Origin of the sequence: Dyella koreensis, assembly GCF_044904565.1 — a bacterium.
Classification (GTDB): domain Bacteria; phylum Pseudomonadota; class Gammaproteobacteria; order Xanthomonadales; family Rhodanobacteraceae; genus Dyella_D; species Dyella_D koreensis.
Genome location: NZ_JADIKD010000012.1, coordinates 136,817 through 157,629, shown reverse-complemented (window position 1 = coordinate 157,629; position 20,813 = coordinate 136,817). Strand labels below are relative to the sequence as shown.

Sequence of the window (20,813 nt, the reverse complement as noted above, 5' to 3'; positions counted from 1 at the left end):
CTAGTCAGGGATAGCCCCGACGAGCGCCCTGCCTTGAACGTCCCGACCATCGACCTGAAATTCTTCGCGCGGAACACCCGCCACATGCATCGCTGCGATTTTTGCAGCGCCGATCCTTACGGCTTACGTATCGGCGTTCTCACTACCAAGGACGTGCTGATCAAGCACGCCTGCCTCACCATCGAGCTGCAGCCGAGGTCATCCCAGGCGCATTCCGAAAATTTCTTTATCAACCTCACCCCCGCTTTCTCCAACCGCACGATCTGGTCGTTCCGCCATCGGCCGAGTTATTGGCGCATCGAACCCGCCGACATTCCCAACTTCCGCCGGCTGCAGGCGTTGATGGATGCGTCCGATTTCGACGAGCGCTTCCAGCATGCCGATCTGCGGGCCTATACGCGACGGGTACGCACGAACCCGGCCATGCCCCGCACTGTCGCCACATCGCTCTATCTGCAGCTCTCGCCGGAGAGCGCCTTTACCTTGCTGTCCAGAAACGCCTATCAGCCGATTTCGCTGATGTTCCGGACGGGTGACTGGTCGCGGGCGACGGCGATCTAGCGGTACGAGGGGAGCAACCAGGGAGGCTCGGTGAAACGCACCGCTTTGGGACAGGCGCGGCGACGTGGTATTGAAGTCGCCGTCTTCCCCATCGCGATGACCGTGTCATGGAACCCAAGCGCTCCACCCTGTTTCAGCGCAAGCCGCGCACGATGGAAATCGGCGGCCGTCAATACGTCAGCCATGGACTTACGCGACGGTTCTGGGACGACATCTATCACTATGCGCTGACCATCCGCTGGCCGGTTTTCTTTGGTCTGGCCGCGACCATCTTTCTGCTGCTCAACGCGTTCTTCGCCTTGCTCTATCAACTCGGCGACAACGCTATCGCCAACCAGTTTCCCAAGAGCTTCAGCGGGGCTTTTTTCTTCAGCGTGGAGACCCTGGCCACCGTGGGTTATGGCGATATGCATCCGCAGACCGTGTATGCGCATTGCATCGCGACGGCGGAGATCTTCACCGGCATGGGTTGCATCGCGTTGGTCACCGGCCTGATCTTTTCGCGCTTCTCGCGGCCACGCGCCAAAATGCTGTTCGCGGATCATCCGGTGATCCGCAGCATCAACGGCCAGCAAACCCTGATGATCCGCGCGGCCAACATCCGCCAGAACGTGATCGCCGAAGCCTCGGCCACGCTGTATCTGCTGTTGCGCGAAGTGTCGCCCGAAGGCTTCCGGCTGCGTCGCATCTACGACCTGAAGCTGATGCGCGACCATCATCCGGTGTTCTCGCTGAGCTGGAGCCTGATGCATGTCATCGACGAAACCAGCCCGCTCTACGACGCTACGCCCGACACGCTGGAGAGCACCGAAGCGCTGATCATGCTGACCATCGAGGGCGTCGACGAAACCACCTCGCAACCGATGCTGGCCCGGCGTCAGTGGAGCCATCGCCAACTGCGCTGGAATCACCGCTACCTGGATCTGGTGCACGACGGTGAGGATGGCATGAGCCATATCGACTATGGCGTGTTTCATGAGGTGCTGCCGGTAGAAGGTGAGGAGCGCGTGACGCCTTGAACGCGCTGACCCCAGTATCCAAGTCGGGTCATCCATAATTTGACGCAGTTCACACTTGAGCACTTGCGGCACGAGGACCGTAAGCGCACATGACCTACAGCGTCACCGCGCTATGGCGCGGGTTGTAATGAGATGCCGGCTTACGGCATCTTGCCCAAACCGGATGGCTTACAAGGGGACAATTTATGCGTCATCTAACGACACAGGGTTTGAAGAAGCTGGCGACCGTCGCGCTGCTGGCCGGCGTAGCGTTTTCCACGACAGCCATGGCGGCTGACAACACGGCAGGCCTCGGTCAGTCATGGCCGAATGCCCAGGATGTGAGCTCGAGCCCACGCTGGCATGTGTATGTATTCGAGCGCAACGGCGTTCGCTACATCCAGATCAACGATCTCAACGGCAACGTGCGCGGCGCTTTCGCGACCTCGAGCGGCAACTATCTCGTGCTGCCGATCGGCGCGGACGCAGCACGCGTCGCCACGCCGCAGGATCCACAACCGCCTGCGGCAAATGAAGCTGGCGAAACGGTGTATCGCGACGACGCTGTGCAGGTGCAAGTGGCACCACAGAGCACGGGCACACTGCAGATCCGCACCGCTGCCGCGACGTGTCAGGATCCGGTTGAATGCAGTTCGCGCGTGAACTGAGCCAGCGAACGCCAGCTCAGTGTGCGGTGGCCCGGGGTTGTTCCGGGCCACCCGCCGTGTGGCGAGTGGCACGTAGCGCATCATGCAGCAGGATAGTGATGCGCAGCCCACTGGCACTTTCGCGCACATGGGCACCGCCGCCGTAGATCTGAGCGCGCTCGCGAATGGTGTCGATGCCCTGCCCGCTGGTGCCGAGCAACGACATCGCCTTCTTCCACTGCTCTTGCGCCAGTCGCGTACCGCCATCGGACGCTGCCGCGCGGTGGCAATCCATGCGCATCACGACCCAGCGATGGCCCTGGCTATGACCGCCGCGAACCACCAGATCCACGTGCCGCGTCGGTTGACGGCTCAGCGCGTAGACCAGCGATTCGGCAGCGAGGCGATAAAGCGCCATGTGCACATCGGAAGCAAGATGATCCAGATCCTGGCCCATCAGTGCGCATTGATAAGTAGCGCCCACGGCCGCGGCGGCCAGGGCAACCGGGCCTTCCTGTAGCGGCGACGGTTCGCCACGCTCGCGCCATACCCGCGGATACAGCGCATTGGTGAGGCGATGCATCTCGTGCTGGGCCAGCGCGGCCTGGCGTGAATAGGCACGCTCCTCATTGGCCGGCAACACCACGCGCAGCCTTTCCAGCAGGCGATTCTGCATGTCGCGCACCGACTGGCTGACGTGCTCCAGCGCTTCGGCGGCATTCCGCATGCGCAGCTCTTCCTGATACAGCCCCTGCTGGGCAAGCAGCAGGCCATGCTCGCGGTCGACGCGCTCGCGCCTTTCCTCGCCCTGCAGCGCCGGCAACGTGATGCGCGAACCAAACATCAGCAGCGTGGTAATAGCGAAGGCGATGATGGCCTGCGCCTGGATCACTGAGGGATCGCGCAGCACGGCCGAGGTAAACGCCACTACGCAGCTGGCGATGCCGCCGCCGATGGCCGCGCCCTGCCAACCATGGCGCCAGGCCAGCCAGGCCACCGGCAGGAACATGAAGATGCGGCACACCTGCATGGTGTCGGACGTGCCGATGGAGCCGAGCCAGACCAGTACGGCCAGCGCCGGCAGCAGACCCACCGCGACGTCGCGCAGGAAATCGTTGCGCAACACCTTTGACCAGGCAAACCCGCCGCCCAGCCAGCCGCGCATAGCGAACACCACGGGCGTCAGCGTGAGCGCACCGAGATAGTTGCCGAGGAAATAGCCGAACACGATCTGCACGGTCAACGTTGGTGCCGGCGCACCATGGGGCAATTGCACCGAGGTCAGCGCTAGGCTGTTGCCCATCGCCGTCAGCACCGCGCAGACCAACGCGGAAGCGAGCAGCAGCGCGAGATCGACGCGACCGTCGATTTGCAGGATGCGGGTACTCCGCCGGAACCACGCCACCACCGGTGCGCACAGCACGATCGGCGGAAACGCGGCGAATGTCGCCCATGCCAGGCCATACTGTTCGTGCAGGGTCCAGGCCTGATAGCCGACAGGCATGGCCTCGCCCAGCATCAGCGCCGGCCAGTAGCGATAAGGCAGCAACAACAGGCAGGCGAGCCGGAGGCTGGCCGGCAGATTCCAGTTGGAGACCGACACGCTGCGAAGCATGACGTAACAGGCGGCATAAGCCAGCGCCACCAGCAAGTAGCGGACCCATCCGAACCGAGCCATTCCGTCTCGCATAGCGTCCCTCCCCGTCGTAACCGTCATCCCTCGTAGCCTGCCGCGGCAATCAGCTCGCGGCATGATTGGACCTTGCCCTAGCGTGGGGCGCCTCCCCGACGTCCCGGACCTGCAAATGATCGAACGGAATGACCCTGTGCGCTACGCCAGTGGATCGGGTTTGAGGGGGGTGCGCATCGAAATATGTGATGCGCATCACGCCAGGCCCGAGGCGCTATACCCGCGGAGCGTTCGCGGGGCCGGATGGCTGGTCGATCAGGGTGCCATTCTGCCACGGCAACATGACCAACGTTAGCGGTCTATACCTATTGTTGGATGTGTAAGGGCATGAAAGAAGCGTGCCAAACAAGCCATGGCGGTATAGGCGGCCGGGCGGCTAGGCCGTAAAGCCACTACGTGAAGGGGCCCTTCACGTCGAAAGTGCGAGGGAGCCCTCAACGAAAAGGTGGGCGAAACCCATCGCAGGAAACGTAGAAGGAAGGCTCAGCCCCGGCGATGCAGCCAGGGGCCGATGTCCACCGCGCCACCGTTCGCGCCGCCATCGTCCTGGCGCGGATGGAAGACATGACGCAGTCCGCCAGCATGAAACAACGTCAGCTCGCGCAGTTGCACCGCCACCGCCGAGCCACTGACCAGAGCGCGACGCTCCACGTCATCGGCGCTCCACTCCGCTTCGACTTCGATGCCCTCGCAGCCTTGCAGCTGCAGGCTTGCGCGCACCGCGCTGCCGGCCTGGACCAGTCGCACCACCTGCCCCGCCCAGCCGGTGCCGCTGCGCGGCGCGAGGGTGACGTGTTCGGGCCGCAACCAGACACTGACTGCGCCGGGTGCCCAGGTGGCCGGCAGTTCACCCGGCACAGCATGGGTGCCCAGCCATAGGCGGCTGCTTTCGATGCGTCCGTCGAAACGATTGGCACGGCCGATAAAACCGTAGACAAATGGCGTCGCCGGTTCGCGATAGATCTCCGCCGGCGTACCGATCTGTTCAATGCGTCCCTGGTTCATCACCACCACGCGATCGGCCAACTCGAGCGCTTCTTCCTGATCGTGGGTCACCAGCAGCGTGGTCAGGCCCAACGAACGCTGCAGCTCGCGCAGCCAGCCACGGAGGGTCACACGAACCTGGGCGTCCAGCGCGCCGAACGGCTCGTCCAATAGGAGCAGCGAAGGCTCTACCGCTAGCGCGCGAGCCAGGGCTACGCGCTGGCGCTGGCCGCCGGAGAGTTGAGCCGGATAGCGGCGTGCCATGTCCTCCAGTTGCACGCGACGCAACAGCTCTTGCACACGGGTGGCGATCTCGCGGCGCGAGGGCCGCTGGCGGCGCGGACGCACGCGCAGGCCGAACGCCACGTTCTCACTCACCGTCATGTGCGCGAACAAAGCGTAGTGCTGGAACACCAGGCCGACGCGGCGATGTTGCGCCTCCAACGCCAGCAGATCCTCATCGTCGCGCTGTACGCTGCCCTGATCGGGGTCGTCGAGTCCGGCAAGGATGCGCAGCAGCGTGCTCTTGCCCGAGCCCGACGGCCCCAGCAGCGCAACGAACTCGCCTTTGGCGATATCGAGCGACACGCCTTCCAGCGCACTGAAAGCACCGTAGCGGCGGGTCAGACCCTGGATGGAAATACTCATGCGATCACCGCCTCAATGCCGTCGTACCGGATGCGCCAGCTCGCCGCCATGCCGCCATTCGACCAGCCGCTTGATCAGCAAGGTCAGCAAAGTCAGTAAGGCAAGCAAGGACGCCAGTGCAAATGCCGCGGCGATCGCGCTGTCGCTGCCACCGTTATAAACCTGGTCCACCTGCAGCGGCAGAGTGTTGGTAAGGCCGGGCAAATGACCCGATACCACCGACACCGCGCCGAATTCGCCCATGCTGCGCGCGTTGCACAACAAGACGCCGTACAGCAGCGCCCAACGCACCTTCGGCAAAGTGACGCGGAAAAAGATCTGCCAGCCGCTGGCGCCCAGCGTGCGCGCCGCGTGCTCCTCTTCGTTGCCTTGCGCCTGCATCAGCGGTATCAACTCGCGTGCGACGAAAGGAAACGCGACGAAGATCGTGGCGAGCACCAGTCCCGGTACCGCGAAGATCACGCGCACGCCGTGCGTATCCAGCCAGTCGCCGAACCACCCGTGCACGCCGTACACCAGGACATAGACCAGGCCCGCCACCACCGGCGACACCGAGAACGGCAGGTCGATCAAGGCACCCAGCAACTGCTTGCCGCGGAATTCGTAATGCGTCATCAGCCATGCGGCCGCAAGGCCAAACACCATGTTCGCCGGCACGGCAATGGCGGCGACGGTCAGGGTCAGGCGCACAGCGGTGCGCGCATCGGGATCGGTGATGGCCGTGGCGAATACCTGCCAGCCTTTGCCCAGTGCCTCGACAAAGACGGCGATCAATGGCAACAACAGCAGGCCGGCGACAGAGAGCAGCGCCAGCACGATCAACACACCCCGCCCCAACGACACGCCCCATCCGCGTGAGCGATGAATGGCATGACTGGCGATCACGGCGACCATCAGCCCACTTCCGTCCAGCGGCGATTCCAGCGTTGCAGCAGGCTCACGGCCATCAGCACGAATAGCGAAGCCGCAAGCATCACCGCACCCAGCACGGCCGCCGGGCCGGTATCGCCGCCGGTGTCGATCTTCTGCACGATCAGCAGTGGCACGATTTCCGTGCGCATCGGTAGATTGCCTGAGATATAGATCACCGAGCCGTATTCGCCCACCGCGCGCGCCAGGGCCAGCGCAAAACCTGTCAGCAAGGTGGGCATGAGCATCGGCAGTAGCACGCGGCGGAAGCTTTGCCAGCGCGTGGCGCCAAGTGTCCGGGCCGCCTCTTCCACCTCGTGCTCCATGCTTTCGATCACCGGCTGCAAGGTGCGCACGACGAACGGCAGACCGACAAAGACCATCGCCAGCAGTACACCGATACGGGTATAGGCCACCTGTATCCCCAGCGGCTGCAGCAGGCTGCCGATCCAGCCGTTCGGCGCATACAGCGCGGTCAGGGCGATACCGGCCACTGCCGTGGGCAACGCGAACGGCAGATCGACCAGGGCATCGCACAAGCGGCGAAACGGAAAGCGATAACGCACCAGCACCCAGGCCAGCAGCAGACCCAGCAATACATCGATCGCAGCCGCTACCAGCGCACCGCCGAAACTGAGCTGGAGTGCGTGCAGCACACGGCGTGTGCCGATCTGCGCCCACCACGCCGTCGGCCCCAGGCTGCCGGCTTTCCACGCCAGCGCCGCCAGCGGCAGCAGCACGATGCCACCCAGCCAGGCCAGCGTAATGCCGAGGCTCAAACCAAATCCTGGCATGGCGCGATTACGCATCGGCTCAGTGCCCCGCTTCGCTGATCTGGTCGTACACACCGCCGTCGGCGAAATACGTGGCCTGTGCCTTGCGCCAGTCGCCGAACGCTTCAGCCAGAGTGAAGGTTTTCACCGGCGGAAATTGTGTTGCGTACTTTTGCGCGACGGCCGGCAGGCGCGGACGATAGAAATGCTTCGCAACCAGTTCCTGTCCTTGCGGCGAGTACAGATACTTCAGATAGGCCTCCGCCAACTGACGGGTGCCTTTCTTGTCGACGACTTTATCGACGACCGCTACCGGCGGCTCAGCCACCATGCTCAGCGACGGCACCACAATGTCGAACTTGTCCTTGCCCAGTTCCTGCTGCGATTGCAGCGCCTCGCTTTCCCACGCGATCAGCACATCGCCGATGCCACGTTGCACAAAGGTATTGGTGGCGCCGCGCGCACCGGTGTCCAGCACGGGCACGTGCTTGTAAAGCTGGCTGACATAGGCGCGAGCCTTGTCCGCATTACCGCCCGGCTGGTGCAAGGCCCACCCCCACGCGGCGAGGAAATTCCAGCGGGCGCCGCCCGAAGTCTTCGGGTTGGGCGTAATCACCTGCACGCCATCGCGGATCAGGTCCTGCCAGTCGTGAATCTTCTTCGGATTGCCCTTGCGCACCAGGAACACCACGGTGGAGGTGTACGGCGTGCTCTGATCCGGCAGACGCGACTGCCAATCCTTCGCCAGCAGGCCGCGATCGGCCAGCACGTCGATATCCCAGGCCAGTGCGAGTGTGACCACGTCGGCTTCGAGCCCATCCTGCACCGCGCGCGATTGTTTGCCGGAGCCGCCGTTGGAGGTGGTGACGCGCACATCCTTGCCGGTCTGCTGCTTCCACGCGGCGGCAAAGGCGACGTCCGCGTCCTTATACAGCTCGCGGGTCGGGTCGAAGGACACATTGAGCAGACGATCCTGTGCCTGCGCGCCCGCTCCGAAGGAGAGCCCAGCGAGTACAAGCAGCAAGGTCAGTCGGAATCGAGGCATTGCGGTACTCCAGTCCAGGGCAGAGTGTCGAAAGGCGCTGGGCAGCCGCGCCGTATGTCCTTGCATGGGTATTTCTCCCACACCAATCATTCAAAGATCGTCAGCGTCGCGCTAGAAACTGATCTGCGCGCGCATTTCGAAGATATCGGGGTCAACGCGCACGTGACGGCGCTCGCTGACGGCCCAGACGTAGTTCGCCTGGAATTTCAGGTGTTCGCCGAGGTACCAATTAGCCCCCAGCGTCCAGTTGTGTTCATGACCACCAGCAACAGCGCCGTCATCGAGATCGAGCCGGCTGTAGCGCACGGCCAGTTCGAGCGCACCCCATGGATGGGCAGGACGGATTACCGCCTGGTTGCGGCTGCTGTAGCGGCGGTCCGCTACATTGCCGTCGCTGTAGTAACGCGATTCGCCGGTGAGCGTCCAGGTGGCGAAAGCGTAGTAGCCGTGCCCCGATACGTTTGGCCGTCCACCGTCACGTTTGACCTTGGCGTCGAGATATTCGCCCTGCAGGGACCATGGCCCTTCGATCCAGAGCGCCTCCACCCCGCGGCGATCGATATGGTTCGTATAGGGCAGCGCGCCGCTATCGACCAGGCGGAGCGTTGACAAGCCATCCTCCGGGCGGGCGCGCAGTCTAGCCGCGGGGGCGGTTCCGTCGCGCCACTCCGGTGTCTCGCGTGAAGCCGACAGGCCCAGATGCACGACGTGGCCGGCCTCGTTGACGGGTACCCAGGCGACGCGCCCGGCCACGCTATGGCCCGGATTGTTGCCATCCAGGTCCTTGTGTACGAAGTAATAGCCTAGGTTGATCAGGTACGAGGGCCGCAGCCAGGCCCAGTCCAGCCCGGTGCGCCGCCCCTCCCAGAACGCCTGGGTCGGCAACGCGGTTTCAATGAAGGTAGTGGCGGCGGAGCTGGTGACACCCTCGAACCCCACGGGCGTCTTGCTGTAGCCGAAGCGGAAGGTGCCGAGATCGGTTCCCAGCAGGCCTTTGCTGCGTACCCGAATGAACGTATCCACCCATTGCCTGGCCTGATAGTCGTACTGCACATTCAGGTCATAGATGCCCTGCTTCCTCACATAAATGCCGAGGTACTTGCGGCGATTGGTCTGGGCATCCTGAAAACGGCCGCCATCGCCGGCGAATCGATTCAGGTCGACCTGGTACAGCGCGGCGATGCCGATATCAGTGCCGTCGCCGGCGACCACATGGGTCGGCCAGTTGCCGTAGAAGTCATAGCCACCGGTAGCGGAAGCGCACGACGGCAGCGCGGCCAAGCCAGCCATAAAGGCCATGGGGCCAACCCATCCATCGGCCATTTGCGCCAGCCATCGCACCTGCATCTTGGTGACCTATCCCCATCCGGTTTCCCGATAGGTTGCCCGTCACCCTATCGTCACAGAAATGATGGATGGGTATATGCATATGCACTTTGGACGTCTAGATGGCTCGACAAAAAATTTCGAAGCCATTGGCATAACACACCCCAAAACAAACAAAACCCCCGGCTTTCGCCGGAGGCTCTGCCCCTCACCCCGAACGGTATTACTGATTGTACGTGGCCAGCACGGAGACCTTATCGAAGGCCTGCACACCAAACACACGGATGTAGTACGTTGTCGCCCTCGGTTGCGCGATGACTACCGCCTCATTGTTGCCCGGCTTGACTGACTTGAAGTCGGCGTTGCTTCCGTCATAGGAGGGAGAACTGCCCGCCTTGACGAACAGAGAGACATCGCCCGAACCACCAAGCGTGCGAATATTGAGCGTCGTTGCGCTGGCAGGTACCTTGATCGCATACAAGATGGTTGCACCAGTGCCACCGGCCTGATTGCCGAGAATCACGTTACGCGTCAGCAGCCTCGCAATTTCCGCACCGCTACCATTACCCAGCGCCTTGTTGACGGCCCCATAGGCATCGACGATGCCGGCGCCGATCGGTTGATCGACAGCGCCCGGGAAAGGACGTGCCGAGCTGGCAAGAATGGTCCTGACCTGAGCCGGCGTCGGCGTTGCCTTGCCTGCCTGTTGCGTGGCGCTGAGGATCATGGCGACCACGCCTGCAACATGGGGGGATGCCTGCGAAGTACCCGCCGAGCTACCGTAAGCTGGCTGGTTCGGAACCGTCGAACCGGCATTGATCGCCGACCACACGAAACCTTCCGGGTTCGCCTGAGTACCGGTATTCGGGTCGTCATTGGTATAGACGCCACCACCCGGCGCGGAGATGGCAATGCCGGCACCGTAGTTGGAATAGAACGCGCGCTTGCCCGTGATGCCGTTCGATGCCACCGCGATCACGCCGGGGCAACTGGCAGGATTGAAGCTGGCCACATTGGCATTGCTGTTACCCGCGGCCACCACCACGGTAGTACCACGGCTGATCGCACCAGAGATGGCCGTGCCCGTCACGCTGTCGGCTGCGCAAGCGCCACTTCCGCCGAGGCTCATGTTGATCACCTGTGCTGGATTGGCATTGTCCGGCACGCCATCCACATGGCCACCCGAAGCCCAGACGATGGCATCGGCGATATCGGAGGTGTAACCGCCGCAATGACCAAGCACGCGCACCGGCAGGACCTTCGCCTTGTGAGCCACACCGGCCATGCCATAACTGTTGTTGGTCAATTCCGCAACGGTGCCTGACACATGCGTGCCATGCCAGCTGCTCTTGCTCTCGGTGGAGCCCGCACCGCACTGGTCCGCCGTGGTCCAATCACCCAAATCCCAACCGCCGGCTACGCGATCATCGGAGGCGCGACCGGAAATGAAGGCATCAGAAATGAAGTCATAGCCCGCATCGGCCAGTGACAGATCGATATCCGGATGATTGGTGATGCCGGTATCGAGCACCGCCACGGTGACGCCGTCACCGTCGGCCAGATCCCAGGCCTTGCTGACATTGGCGCCGCCAATGGCATTGTTGAAGTGCCACTGATACCTCGCGTAGTACGGATCATTCGGCGTGAAGGCTTGCGGCGCGACGTCCGACGATGGGGTGATGTCACGCACGGCCTGCATCATCACATCGGGTTCGACATGTGCCACGGCCGGATCGGCGGCGATCTGCTGCATCAGCGCGTTCGCTTCGCGCTGATCGAGCTTGCGCGACATGTGCACCAGATCCGCACCGGTACCGAGCTTGCGCTGGTAAATCGCCGCCAGGGGCGCCATGGTGGCCCCGTTGGCCGAACGCGAGGCGTGATCGAGATCCGCACGGGCCACCGCGGCCTTGACGTTCTGCAACACCGCGCTGCGGTTACCACGCTCGGCACTGCCGTCGCGATAAGTGATGATGAAACGGCTATAGCTTTCCTGAGTGGATGTGGCAACGGACAGCTTCGGTGCCACCAACATCGGCGCATCGGCGGCATGGGCCGCAGGCATCGCCAGAGTCAGGGCGATAGCCATAGCGCTGACACAAAAAGTAGGACGTGACTTCATGCGTGGATCCTTCAATCAGAGATGGACCGGAGCCTTCCGCGCTCCGGACATAGTCGGGCGATCCGCGACCGCCTGATGGTCGCCATGCCAGCGCTGACATGGCGATGTACGAGAAACTCCCCCTCCCGTTAGCGGAAGGGGGAGCGCGACATCACCAGCCGAAGCTGACACCGATAGTCCCGCTGGACTCGCCGCCACCGGCGATGGAACCACCCAACAACACGGCACCATTGCCCGGAATGCGCGTGGCATAACCAACGGCCAGCGCACCCTGCCCGCGATAGCCGCCTACGGCTGCGCTGACGCGGTTGTCGGTACCTGGCGCCGCCGCAATGGCACCGGCCATACCGGCCATCGCCGTACCCATCGCACCCACGCGATTCAGTCGCGTATTGAGGCTATTGAAGCGAACGTTGGTGTCCGACTTGAAGGCGTCGAAGTCCGAGTTGCTGACCATGTTGGCGGTCTTCTCGTCGGTATACGTCTTGGCATCGGAGAGCGTCTGCTGCGCTGTCGTATCGGTGTAGGACTTGGCGGTGACCAGTGCCTCGTCCACCTGGCTGACGTTGGCGGCATCGGTCGGTGCTACGCCATTGGCGACGTTGGGCACAACAGCAGGTGTCGCAGCTGGCGCCGGAGCAGGCGGCGTCACTCCAGGCGAAGTGGGAAGCGGAGCACTGGCTACCGTTTCGTTGGCACCGAGTCCCGGAGCAGGAGGATTCCCGCTCTCCAGCTGCCCCACACGGTGGTCCAGCTGGCCCAGCTTGCCGTCTACCGCACTCAGCGCATCGCCCACGTTGTAGTAGGAGCTGCCCTGGATGATGTAGTTCGGCGCAACTAGTCCATTACCGGTCATATAGGAACCGCCACCCAACATCTGGGCCACCTGATCGCCAAATTCGAACAGCTGACCGCCATTGACGGCGTTGGTGCTGCTTGCACTCAGCTTGGTGCTGGCGACATTGGAGATCACCGTACCGTTCTGGCCTTCCAGTGTGATGGATGACTTGCTGGCATCGTCGTACTTCACCGCGCCCGCCAGATCGCCGCTGATATCACCGATGGCCTTGTTCATCTGTTTCACGTTGATGGCATCGGTGTCGGCCGTACCCGCTGCCACATTTGTGATCTGACGCTCGTGCCCCACGCTGCCTACCGACACGGCGTTGATACGGTTAGCCACGGAGTTGGCGCCCAGTGCGACAGAGTTATCTGCCAGGGCCTGTGCCATCGAACCGACAGCGGTCGACGACCTGCCTTCGGCCTTGGACCACATGCCAAGTGCGACGGCATAGTCGTTGATAGCCTGCGACTGGAAGCCGATCGCGGTGGCGCTGAAGGCACCCGGCGCGTTGGCCGCGCTGGTCTTGGTCTTGGCCACGGCGCCGGAACCAATAGCGGTGGAGCCGTAGCTGTAAGCCTCCGACCCCGAACCCACGGCGGTTGCATTGGAGCTGGAAGCGAGAGCGTTGTGCCCGAACGCTATCGAATCATGCCCGTCCGCCCCGATGGTCTTGGCCGATGCACCAACCGCAATTGAGTACGCACCGTTAGCCACCGCATCGTCACTGCCATCGTTCTTGCCGTTGGCTTTGAAGTAGCGGTTGGTTGCGGCACCGGCATTGGCTACTGCATCCAGCTGCGACTTGTTCACTGCGTCGGTGCCTTCCGTACCGGCTGCAACGTTGGTGATCTGGCGTTCGTTACCTGCCGAGCCAACCGACACCGCGTTGGCACGATTTGCAATAGAACCAGCACCCAGTGCAACGCTGTTGTCTGTCAGTGCCTGCGCCCGGTTGCCCAACGCGATACTGCTATCGCCGAGCGCTTGACTCCTCAAGCCGAAGGCCTGGCTAAACGCACCTTTAGCCGAAGCCTGCTGGCCTATCGCCATGGCGCCGGTATTGGCATAGCTACTTGCACCGAGAGCCACACCGCCGTCAGATGCACTCGCCCCAAAGCCAACACTCACACCAAAATCCTTCGCTTCGGCCTGATTGCCTATGGCCACGGCTCCTGGCCCTTGTGCCCTAGAGAACGAGCCCAAGGCCAATGCCTGAGTACCGTCAGCCTCGGCCCCCAAACCCAGTGCAAGGGCTCGTTCGCCCACGGCCTTCGCACTTGCACCAATAGCCATAGTCTCGCGATCCAGTGCTTGCGCATTCATACCGATGGCTATGTTGTCCGGGTCTACCGCAAGAGCATCGGCACCCAGAGCGATGCTCTTGTCGCCTCGAGCCTGACTGCCATTACCGACAGCGATACCTTCGCTTCCCGTTGCCTGCGAATTCGCACCCAGTGCAACCGAATAGTCACCGATGGCATTGCTGCCATAACCGTTTGCAGTACTGAAATCTCCGACAGCATTGGCACCACTACCAAAGGCCGATGCTCCCGTACCCGCGGCATAACTTCCCGAACCTGCCGCCGTGCCGTACTCACCGTCAGCAACGGCATCATCGCTGCCATCACCGTTGCCGTTGGCCCTGAAGTAGTGATTACTGCTGCCGGAACCAGCCGTTGCCTTCTCCAACTGGCTCAGATTCACTGCATCCGTGCCTTGCGTTCCGTCGGCAACATTCGTGATCTGACGTTCGTGACCAGCGCTGCCCACCGAGACAGTGTTATCTCGGTTAGCTGCAGAGAGAGCACCCAACGCCACGGAGTTGGCACCCGTTACCGAACTCAACTCGCCAATGGCAACGCTGTTATCCGTCAAGCCATGGATGCCTGCACCGGCACCAATAGCCACCGAACGGTTGCCGGCGGATGTCGCTCCAATACCCAGAGCCACACTTTCATCACCGGTAGCCTTCGAGACGCTGCCTAGTGCAATAGAACCTCGTCCCGTCGAGATGGGGCCGCCAAGATGGAAGGTGTTCGCCGTCTCGTCAAAGAAGGCGCCGTAGCCACCCATGGCGATGGCGAAATCGCTGCCAGCAATGGCATTAACGCCCATCGCTATCGCACCCTGAGCACCATTGATAACCGCCGACGTCGGACCGAATGCCATCGAACCGAGCGAGCCATCGCTGACATAGGCCCCGTAACCAAAAGCCATGCCGAAGTTGGCGCCAGCACCCACCGTGCCGCCGTTCATGGCCAGCGAATACTCGCCATTCGCCGACGAATGGGCACCGAAGGCGGAAGAGCCTTCCGCACTTGCCTCCGAGCCTTCGCCGAACGCCACGCTGTTCTTGCCAAGCGCATTGCTGCCATAGCCAACCGCCGTGCTGAACTCACCCAGCGCATTGGCGCCACTGCCGAACGCCGATGCGCCAGTATTTGCGGCGTAACTGCCCGAGCCCGCGGCGGCGGTGAAATCACCGCTGGCAACGGCGTCATCGCTGCCATCACTGTTGCCATTGGCCTTGAAGTAGTGGTTGCTGGCGCTGGAGCCTGCCGTAGCGTCCTTCAACTGGCTCAGATTGACTGCGTCGGTATCTTCCGTACCGGCAGCAACGTTGGTGACCTGGCGTTCGTGACCCACGCTGCCCACCGAGACCGCGTTGGCACGATCAGCGATGGAGTTGGCGCCCAGTGCAACTGCGTTGGATGCTCCATACAGCACCTTGCTGCCACCGCCGATAGCTGTGCCATCAACGTCGAAGCTCGATGCATGGGCGCCCAGGACGGAGCTGTTGGTGGCCCCATCTTCGATATAACTGGCAGCACCTATGGCAGTGCCACGGTAGGCGTATACATGGGCGCTAGTGCCAACGGCAACAAATTCATCGATGCCGAGCATTCCATCACCTGCGCCTGCCCCCAAAGCGGTGGAGTTATTTCCGGTGACGATCGCACCAGGGCCGATCGCCACAGCATTCATGCCCGTAGCTTGGGATGCCCCACCGATGGCCATCGAGAAAAGACCTTTGGCCTTGGCGGCCCAGCCCAGGGCGACATTGCCAATATGGTCGGCTTCGGAATCTTGGCCGATGGCAGTACTGCGGACACCCGTGGCATGGCTGTTCAGGCCCATGGCGATCGCGGACCCACCGCTCGAGACACTGCCGGTGCCGATGGCGATGGCGTTGTAGCTGGAAGCGTCGGCGGAATCACCCAGTGCCAGGGATTGCTCACCCGTTGCCCGCGAGCTCTTGCCCATGGCGATGGCATCCAAACCACTGGCATAGCTGGAACTGCCCACGGCAATGGCGTAGTCACCCTCAGCGATGGCATCGTCGAAGAAGCCAATACCTTTGTCGCCGTTGGCCTTGAAGTATTTGCTCGTTGCGGCCGCGTTCTGCGCCACCTTATCCAGCTGCGACTTGTTCACGGCGTCGTGGCCTTCCGTGCCATCGGCGACGTTGATGATCTGACGTTCGTGTCCAACCCGACCCACGGACACGCTGTTATCGCGATCGGCGAATGACATGTAACCAATCGCCACCGAATCGGCACCCCAAGCCTTTGCACGGGGACCGATAGCGACGCTGTTATCTCCATGAGCAAGAGAGCCGGCTCCGAGAGCGACAGCGTTGCGTCCTTCCGCACGTGTGTATTCGTCGATACAGATCGGAGTTCCGCAAGCGAAGGCACCGCCGATCGCAATGGAACTCTCGCTTGCTGCCGCACTTAAATGACCCACGGCGATCGCTTCGTCCGACGAAGCTTTGGCATAGGAACCCACGACAGTGGAATTCGTGCCGAGCGCGCTACTGAACGCACCGAGAGCGGTGTTGTCGTTGCCGTTAGCGTTGGCGCCCGCACCCAGTGCCGTCGCATTGTTGCCCATGCTGGAGGCGCCTGCGCCAAAAGCGCTGGCCGCATAGCCTTCAGCCGATGTCGACAATGTGCGGCCAAAGACTGCCAACTGACCGCCAACAGCAGTACTCGAATTACCGTCAGCCACGCTCTTGTTACCGATAGCAATCGAGTTGTCAGAGTGCGCGGTGGATTCATCCCCCAGGGCAATGGATGCCTGACCGAATGCCCAGGCGTAGTGGCCATTGGCAACACTATTTTTGCCCAAAGCGATGCTGTAGTTACCGGTCGCGGTGCTTCCATCGCCACGGGCGATCGCGCCGAAGCCGGCAGCCAGACTGCCCTCGCCAGCCGCAGTGGCGTTGCCGCCAACGGCAGTGGAACCGGTGCCCGAGGCAGTACTAAGTGCACCCAGTGCCGTGGCTGCCTGATCGGCATCGGCAACAGCATGAGCGCCAAGCGCGGTGTTGCCCAAGCCCCACGACTGACTGCCCTGACCCAGGGCGACCGAAGCGTCGCCAAAGGCAAGGCTACTATCACCCACGGCGGTGCCACCAATACCGTAGGCGATCGCCTCATTGCCAACAGACGTGGTGTTGTTCGCCAACGCCCGGCTGTCATAGCCAACCGCCAGCGCATGGTTACCTGTCACTGTGCTGGCTACACCTACGGCGGTGCTCCAGTCGCCGTCCACCTGCGCACCGGAACCCAGTGCGGTGGAGTATTTGCCGTCCGCCAGCGTATGCCTGGTGACGATGTCGCCGTTGCTGAGAACTTCGTTATAGAGGCCACCTACGCTGGTGGAATCATCACCCGTAACCTCAGAGAACGAGCCGAGCGCGGTGCCGTTCTTGACATCATCGGCGATGGTGGAAAAGGTGCCCATCGCAATGGAGTTGCTGGCGTTGTTGCCAACGGTGGTGCCAACACCGATGCCGATGCCACCCACGGCATTCGTACCAATGGTGTTGCCCGCGCCAATACCCACGGCACCGTCGCTGTTAACCGTGTTGTTACTGCCGAGCGCTACCGAACGGATGCCATTGACGTTATTGCTGTCGCCGATGGCCACGCTTGATACGCCCTTGGCGATGGTGGTGTTGCCAATGGCGATCGAGTTTTCGGAGGCGGCCGTGGATTCTTCACCCATGGCAATGGCGCCTTTGCCCACCGCCCATGCGTCGTGGCCAATGGCGATGCTGAAATCGCCGACAGCCGTGCTGTAAGCGCCGTTTGCTACGCTGGCCTCACCATGCGCACGGGAGGAGAAGCCTGCCGCCAAGCTGCCTTGGCCATCAGCTTCAGCGGCACCACCGACTGCTGTGGAGCCGGTACCCGAAGCGATGCTGAGTGCGCCCAGCGCAGTAGCTGCCTGATCGGCGTTAGCCTCGGCATGAGCACCAAGTGCCGTATTGGCGAAGCCCGCCGAATAGGAGCCTTGGCCCATAGCCACCGAAGCGTCCCCTTCAGCTATCGCGTTCTGTCCGAATGCCGAACTGCCGACACCCGTAGCGCGGGCATCGTTGCCCACGGCAGTAGCAGCGCCAGCCGCCACGCTGTTGGCACCAGCGGCAACGGCGTTCTCGTCGGTGACGGTCGCATCGTCGGTGCCGTCGTTCTTACCGCTGGCCTTGAAGTAGTGCTGCACGCCGCCGATGCTTTCGCTCACCTTGTCGAGCTGCGACTTGTTCACCGCATCGTGGGCCTCCGTACCATCGGCGACATTGACAATCTGGCGCTCGTTGCCTGCGCTACCAACCGAAACGGCATTGTTGCGATCCGCGATCGAGTTCGTACCCAGTGCGATGGCGTTGTCAGCCTGGGTTACCGCATGGTGACCGAGGGCGATCGAGTCCTTCCCGGCGGCAATCGCATCGTTGCCAACAGCAACCGAATCATCCCCCACTGCTATGGACGAATCGCCGACGGCGATCGAAGCGATCCCAATAGCCATGGCCGCATGTCCATTCGCAACGCTGGAATCACCCTGCGCCACCGAGCCGGCACCTAGCGCCATGCTTTCTGCGCCATAAGCTTGCGCCAACATACCGACCGCGGTGGCATCCACTGCCGATGCGATACTCCCCGTGCCGAGTGCAGTGGCCGCCAACGCCGACGCCCGACTGTTGGCACCAGCCGCCAGCGTCAGATCAGCGCTGGCTTGTGCATCATCAGTACCATCATTCTTGCCGCTGGCCTTGAAGTAGTGCTGTGCGTCGCTGACGCCGGCACTCACCCGATCCAACTGCGACTTGTTCACGGCATCTGTCGCCGCGACTCCAGCCGCAACATTGATGATCTGGCGCTCGTGGCGATCCGCACCTACGGAAACGGCGTTGTCACGGGTGACGACGGAGCCCGCACCCAAGGCCACGCTATTAGTGCCAGCAGCACGAGCGCCGGAACCGAGCGCCACAGAGTCCTGCGCAAACGCGACGCTGTTGTTGCCCAAAGCGACAGAGCGATCACCAGCAGCGCGACTGCTTGGACCGGCGGCCAGACCATTGGCACCCGTCACGCGAGCATCGTCGGTGCCGTCGTCCTTGCCGTCGGCAGCAAAGTAATGCTGTGCGTCACTGACGCCGGCGCTCACCCGATCCAACTGCGACTTGTTCACGGCATCTGTCGCCGCGACACCAGCCGCAACATTGATGATCTGACGCTCGTGGCGATCCGCACCGACGGAAACGGCGTTATCGCGGGTGACGACGGAACCCGCACCCAGAGCCACACTATTCTCACCAGCGGCACGGGCACCTGCACCCAGCGCGGTTGCATTCTTTTCCAGTGCAAAACTGCCATTGCCTACCGCCACGGCGTTGTTTGCTGATGAGCGGGCCCCCGAGCCAATGGCAGTCGAACCATTAGCCAGCGCGGAGCTGTTACTACCCACCGCCAGGGCCTCTTCTGCGGATGCACGGGCGCCTGCACCTAGCGCAGCGGCACCAACGCCAGTAGCCGAGCTCAATGAACCAAGCGCCGTAGTGAACTCACCACGCGCATAGGCACGTGCACCGATCGCCGTAGCACCGGTTTCCGATGCTGTAGCTGCCGCGCCAAAAGCACTGGCTGCATAACCGTATGCCGAAGTGGCCATCGGAATATCGCCGTCAACCATCATGATGCCGCCTACCGCGACACTGGCATCACCGATCGCTCGGGTGCTTTCGCCCACGCCGACCGCCGACTTGCCATTGATATAGGCGTTATGACCTTGGGCGACAGAACCACGTCCAACCGAAACAGCGCCATTGCCTATGGCGACACCATCATCGCCCTCGGCCTCGGCGTTGGCGCCCATGGCAATGGAGTTGGTCCCGGACGCGACACTGTTGCGCCCGGCTGCAACGGCTCCATCACCCGATGCGGTTGCGTCATCGCTGCCATCTTTGGCGCCATCGGCCTTGAAGTAGTGCTGTGCGTCGCTGACACTCTCGCTTACCTTGTCGAGCTGCCGCTTGTTCACGGCGTCATAGTCTTCCGTGGCATCGGCCACGTTGGTGACCTGGCGCTTGATGCCGGCCGAGCCCACCGACACGCTGTTGACACGATCGGCGATGGAGCCGGCGCCCAGCGCCACGCTGTTGTCAGCTTGAGCCTGGCTGCGCGAACCAATGGCAGTCCCATTGGTAGCGCCGTCGAGTACGCGGGAGTCGTAACCCAGCGCCGTGGCTGCGTTTGAACGCGCCTGAGCATTGGAACCTACGGCGGTGGCCGTCGCCTGCAAGGCCTGGGCATTCGCGCCAACGGCCGTACTGTTGGTCTCGGCCGCGTTGGCGTTGTTGCCAAATGCGGAGGCACTTATTTTTTTGGCCTTGGCATTGGCGCCATAGGCGGTGGTGCCATCAGCTGTTGCGTCTGCATTGCTGCCGATCGCTGTAGCGTTGCGGCCGGAAACGGCGCCGCCACCATCGGCGTAGCTGCCGCTAGGGTTGGGTGTGCCCTGCACTACAGCATCGGCAACCGTCGTTTTGGTTCCGGCTTCATTCTTGGCACTCTGTCCGGCAGCGAGAGCCGCTTGCCCTGCCACCAGGCCGGCAGCCATGGTCAGCGCGCCCACTGCGGCACGCAGACGACGCGATGCACCACCCTTGCCGTTCGCCCGCGCGTACTCAGAGGCGACGACCAGCATTCCCAACGACCGGTTCCATACCTTGCTGTAGATCTTGTTCATTCACGTGCTCCATGACTGCTTTAGCCAGGCGTGGAGCCGATCCGAATGACGGGCATCCATGCCATACCGATCTGCGCGAGTCATGCGATGTGTCATGACTCATGCAAATGAGGAGGCACCCCTCTTTGATCGAGCACCTCTCGCAGGCCGAGCATTCGCGAGCGCAGCATTCAAGTCACGCACGCTTTCTAGCGTGAGCTAACCAAGATCACTTACATCTCGTGATGTT

Annotated in this window: 11 protein-coding genes; 3 read left to right on the top strand and 8 right to left on the bottom strand. The window is 62.5% G+C overall.

Features of this window, described 5'->3' with window-relative positions; translation table 11 throughout:
• Positions 1-33: 33 nt before the first annotated feature.
• From ISS97_RS16060 to ISS97_RS16050, 3 genes are all read left to right on the top strand, one after another.
• On the top strand, positions 34-561 hold the full coding sequence (locus tag ISS97_RS16060) for a hypothetical protein (RefSeq protein WP_379983604.1): 528 nt from the start codon (positions 34-36) through the stop codon (positions 559-561).
• 107 nt (positions 562-668) lie between these two features.
• A complete protein-coding gene (locus tag ISS97_RS16055) occupies positions 669-1,580 on the top strand; it encodes an ion channel (RefSeq protein ID WP_379983605.1) in 912 nt (303 codons plus the stop codon).
• 185 nt (positions 1,581-1,765) lie between these two features.
• Complete coding sequence (locus ISS97_RS16050; RefSeq protein ID WP_379983606.1) at positions 1,766-2,227, top strand: hypothetical protein; 462 nt, start codon at positions 1,766-1,768, stop codon at positions 2,225-2,227.
• A 16-nt stretch (positions 2,228-2,243) separates the two neighbouring features.
• Here the strand turns inward: ISS97_RS16050 and ISS97_RS16045 are convergent, their stop codons facing one another.
• The 8 genes from ISS97_RS16045 to ISS97_RS16010 form a co-directional block, all read right to left on the bottom strand.
• Positions 2,244-3,884 (bottom strand): MASE1 domain-containing protein, encoded by a 1,641-nt coding sequence (locus ISS97_RS16045; protein ID WP_379983607.1) that lies wholly within the window; start codon positions 3,882-3,884, stop codon positions 2,244-2,246.
• 495 nt (positions 3,885-4,379) lie between these two features.
• Complete coding sequence (locus tag ISS97_RS16040; RefSeq protein WP_379983608.1) at positions 4,380-5,528, bottom strand: sulfate/molybdate ABC transporter ATP-binding protein; 1,149 nt, start codon at positions 5,526-5,528, stop codon at positions 4,380-4,382.
• A gap of 12 nt (positions 5,529-5,540) precedes the next feature.
• Positions 5,541-6,422, bottom strand: coding sequence for a sulfate ABC transporter permease subunit CysW (gene cysW, locus ISS97_RS16035; protein WP_379983609.1), 882 nt, complete (start codon positions 6,420-6,422; stop codon positions 5,541-5,543).
• Positions 6,422-7,246, bottom strand: a complete 825-nt coding sequence (gene cysT, locus ISS97_RS16030) for a sulfate ABC transporter permease subunit CysT (RefSeq protein WP_379983610.1) — start codon at positions 7,244-7,246, stop codon at positions 6,422-6,424. Before cysT ends, cysW begins: the two co-directional genes overlap by 1 nt.
• Before the next feature lie 4 nt (positions 7,247-7,250).
• Positions 7,251-8,255, bottom strand: a complete 1,005-nt coding sequence (locus ISS97_RS16025; protein WP_379983611.1) for a sulfate ABC transporter substrate-binding protein — start codon at positions 8,253-8,255, stop codon at positions 7,251-7,253.
• 111 nt (positions 8,256-8,366) lie between these two features.
• Positions 8,367-9,554, bottom strand: coding sequence for an OprO/OprP family phosphate-selective porin (locus ISS97_RS16020; protein ID WP_379983612.1), 1,188 nt, complete (start codon positions 9,552-9,554; stop codon positions 8,367-8,369).
• 250 nt (positions 9,555-9,804) lie between these two features.
• Positions 9,805-11,703, bottom strand: a complete 1,899-nt coding sequence (locus tag ISS97_RS16015) for a S8 family serine peptidase (protein ID WP_379983613.1) — start codon at positions 11,701-11,703, stop codon at positions 9,805-9,807.
• 151 nt (positions 11,704-11,854) lie between these two features.
• On the bottom strand, positions 11,855-20,584 hold the full coding sequence (locus ISS97_RS16010; RefSeq protein WP_379983614.1) for an ESPR-type extended signal peptide-containing protein: 8,730 nt from the start codon (positions 20,582-20,584) through the stop codon (positions 11,855-11,857).
• Positions 20,585-20,813 lie beyond the last annotated feature (229 nt).

Coding starts and splice junctions, on each gene's coding strand:
- ISS97_RS16055 (WP_379983605.1), top strand. CDS start 669: ATGGAACCCAAGCGCTCCACCCTGTTTCAGCGCAAGCCGCGCACGATG.
- ISS97_RS16050 (WP_379983606.1), top strand. CDS start 1,766: ATGCGTCATCTAACGACACAGGGTTTGAAGAAGCTGGCGACCGTCGCG.
- ISS97_RS16045 (WP_379983607.1), bottom strand. CDS start 3,884: ATGGCTCGGTTCGGATGGGTCCGCTACTTGCTGGTGGCGCTGGCTTAT.
- ISS97_RS16040 (WP_379983608.1), bottom strand. CDS start 5,528: ATGAGTATTTCCATCCAGGGTCTGACCCGCCGCTACGGTGCTTTCAGT.
- cysW (WP_379983609.1), bottom strand. CDS start 6,422: ATGGTCGCCGTGATCGCCAGTCATGCCATTCATCGCTCACGCGGATGG.
- cysT (WP_379983610.1), bottom strand. CDS start 7,246: ATGCGTAATCGCGCCATGCCAGGATTTGGTTTGAGCCTCGGCATTACG.
- ISS97_RS16025 (WP_379983611.1), bottom strand. CDS start 8,255: ATGCCTCGATTCCGACTGACCTTGCTGCTTGTACTCGCTGGGCTCTCC.
- ISS97_RS16020 (WP_379983612.1), bottom strand. CDS start 9,554: ATGGCCTTTATGGCTGGCTTGGCCGCGCTGCCGTCGTGCGCTTCCGCT.
- ISS97_RS16015 (WP_379983613.1), bottom strand. CDS start 11,703: ATGAAGTCACGTCCTACTTTTTGTGTCAGCGCTATGGCTATCGCCCTG.
- ISS97_RS16010 (WP_379983614.1), bottom strand. CDS start 20,584: ATGAACAAGATCTACAGCAAGGTATGGAACCGGTCGTTGGGAATGCTG.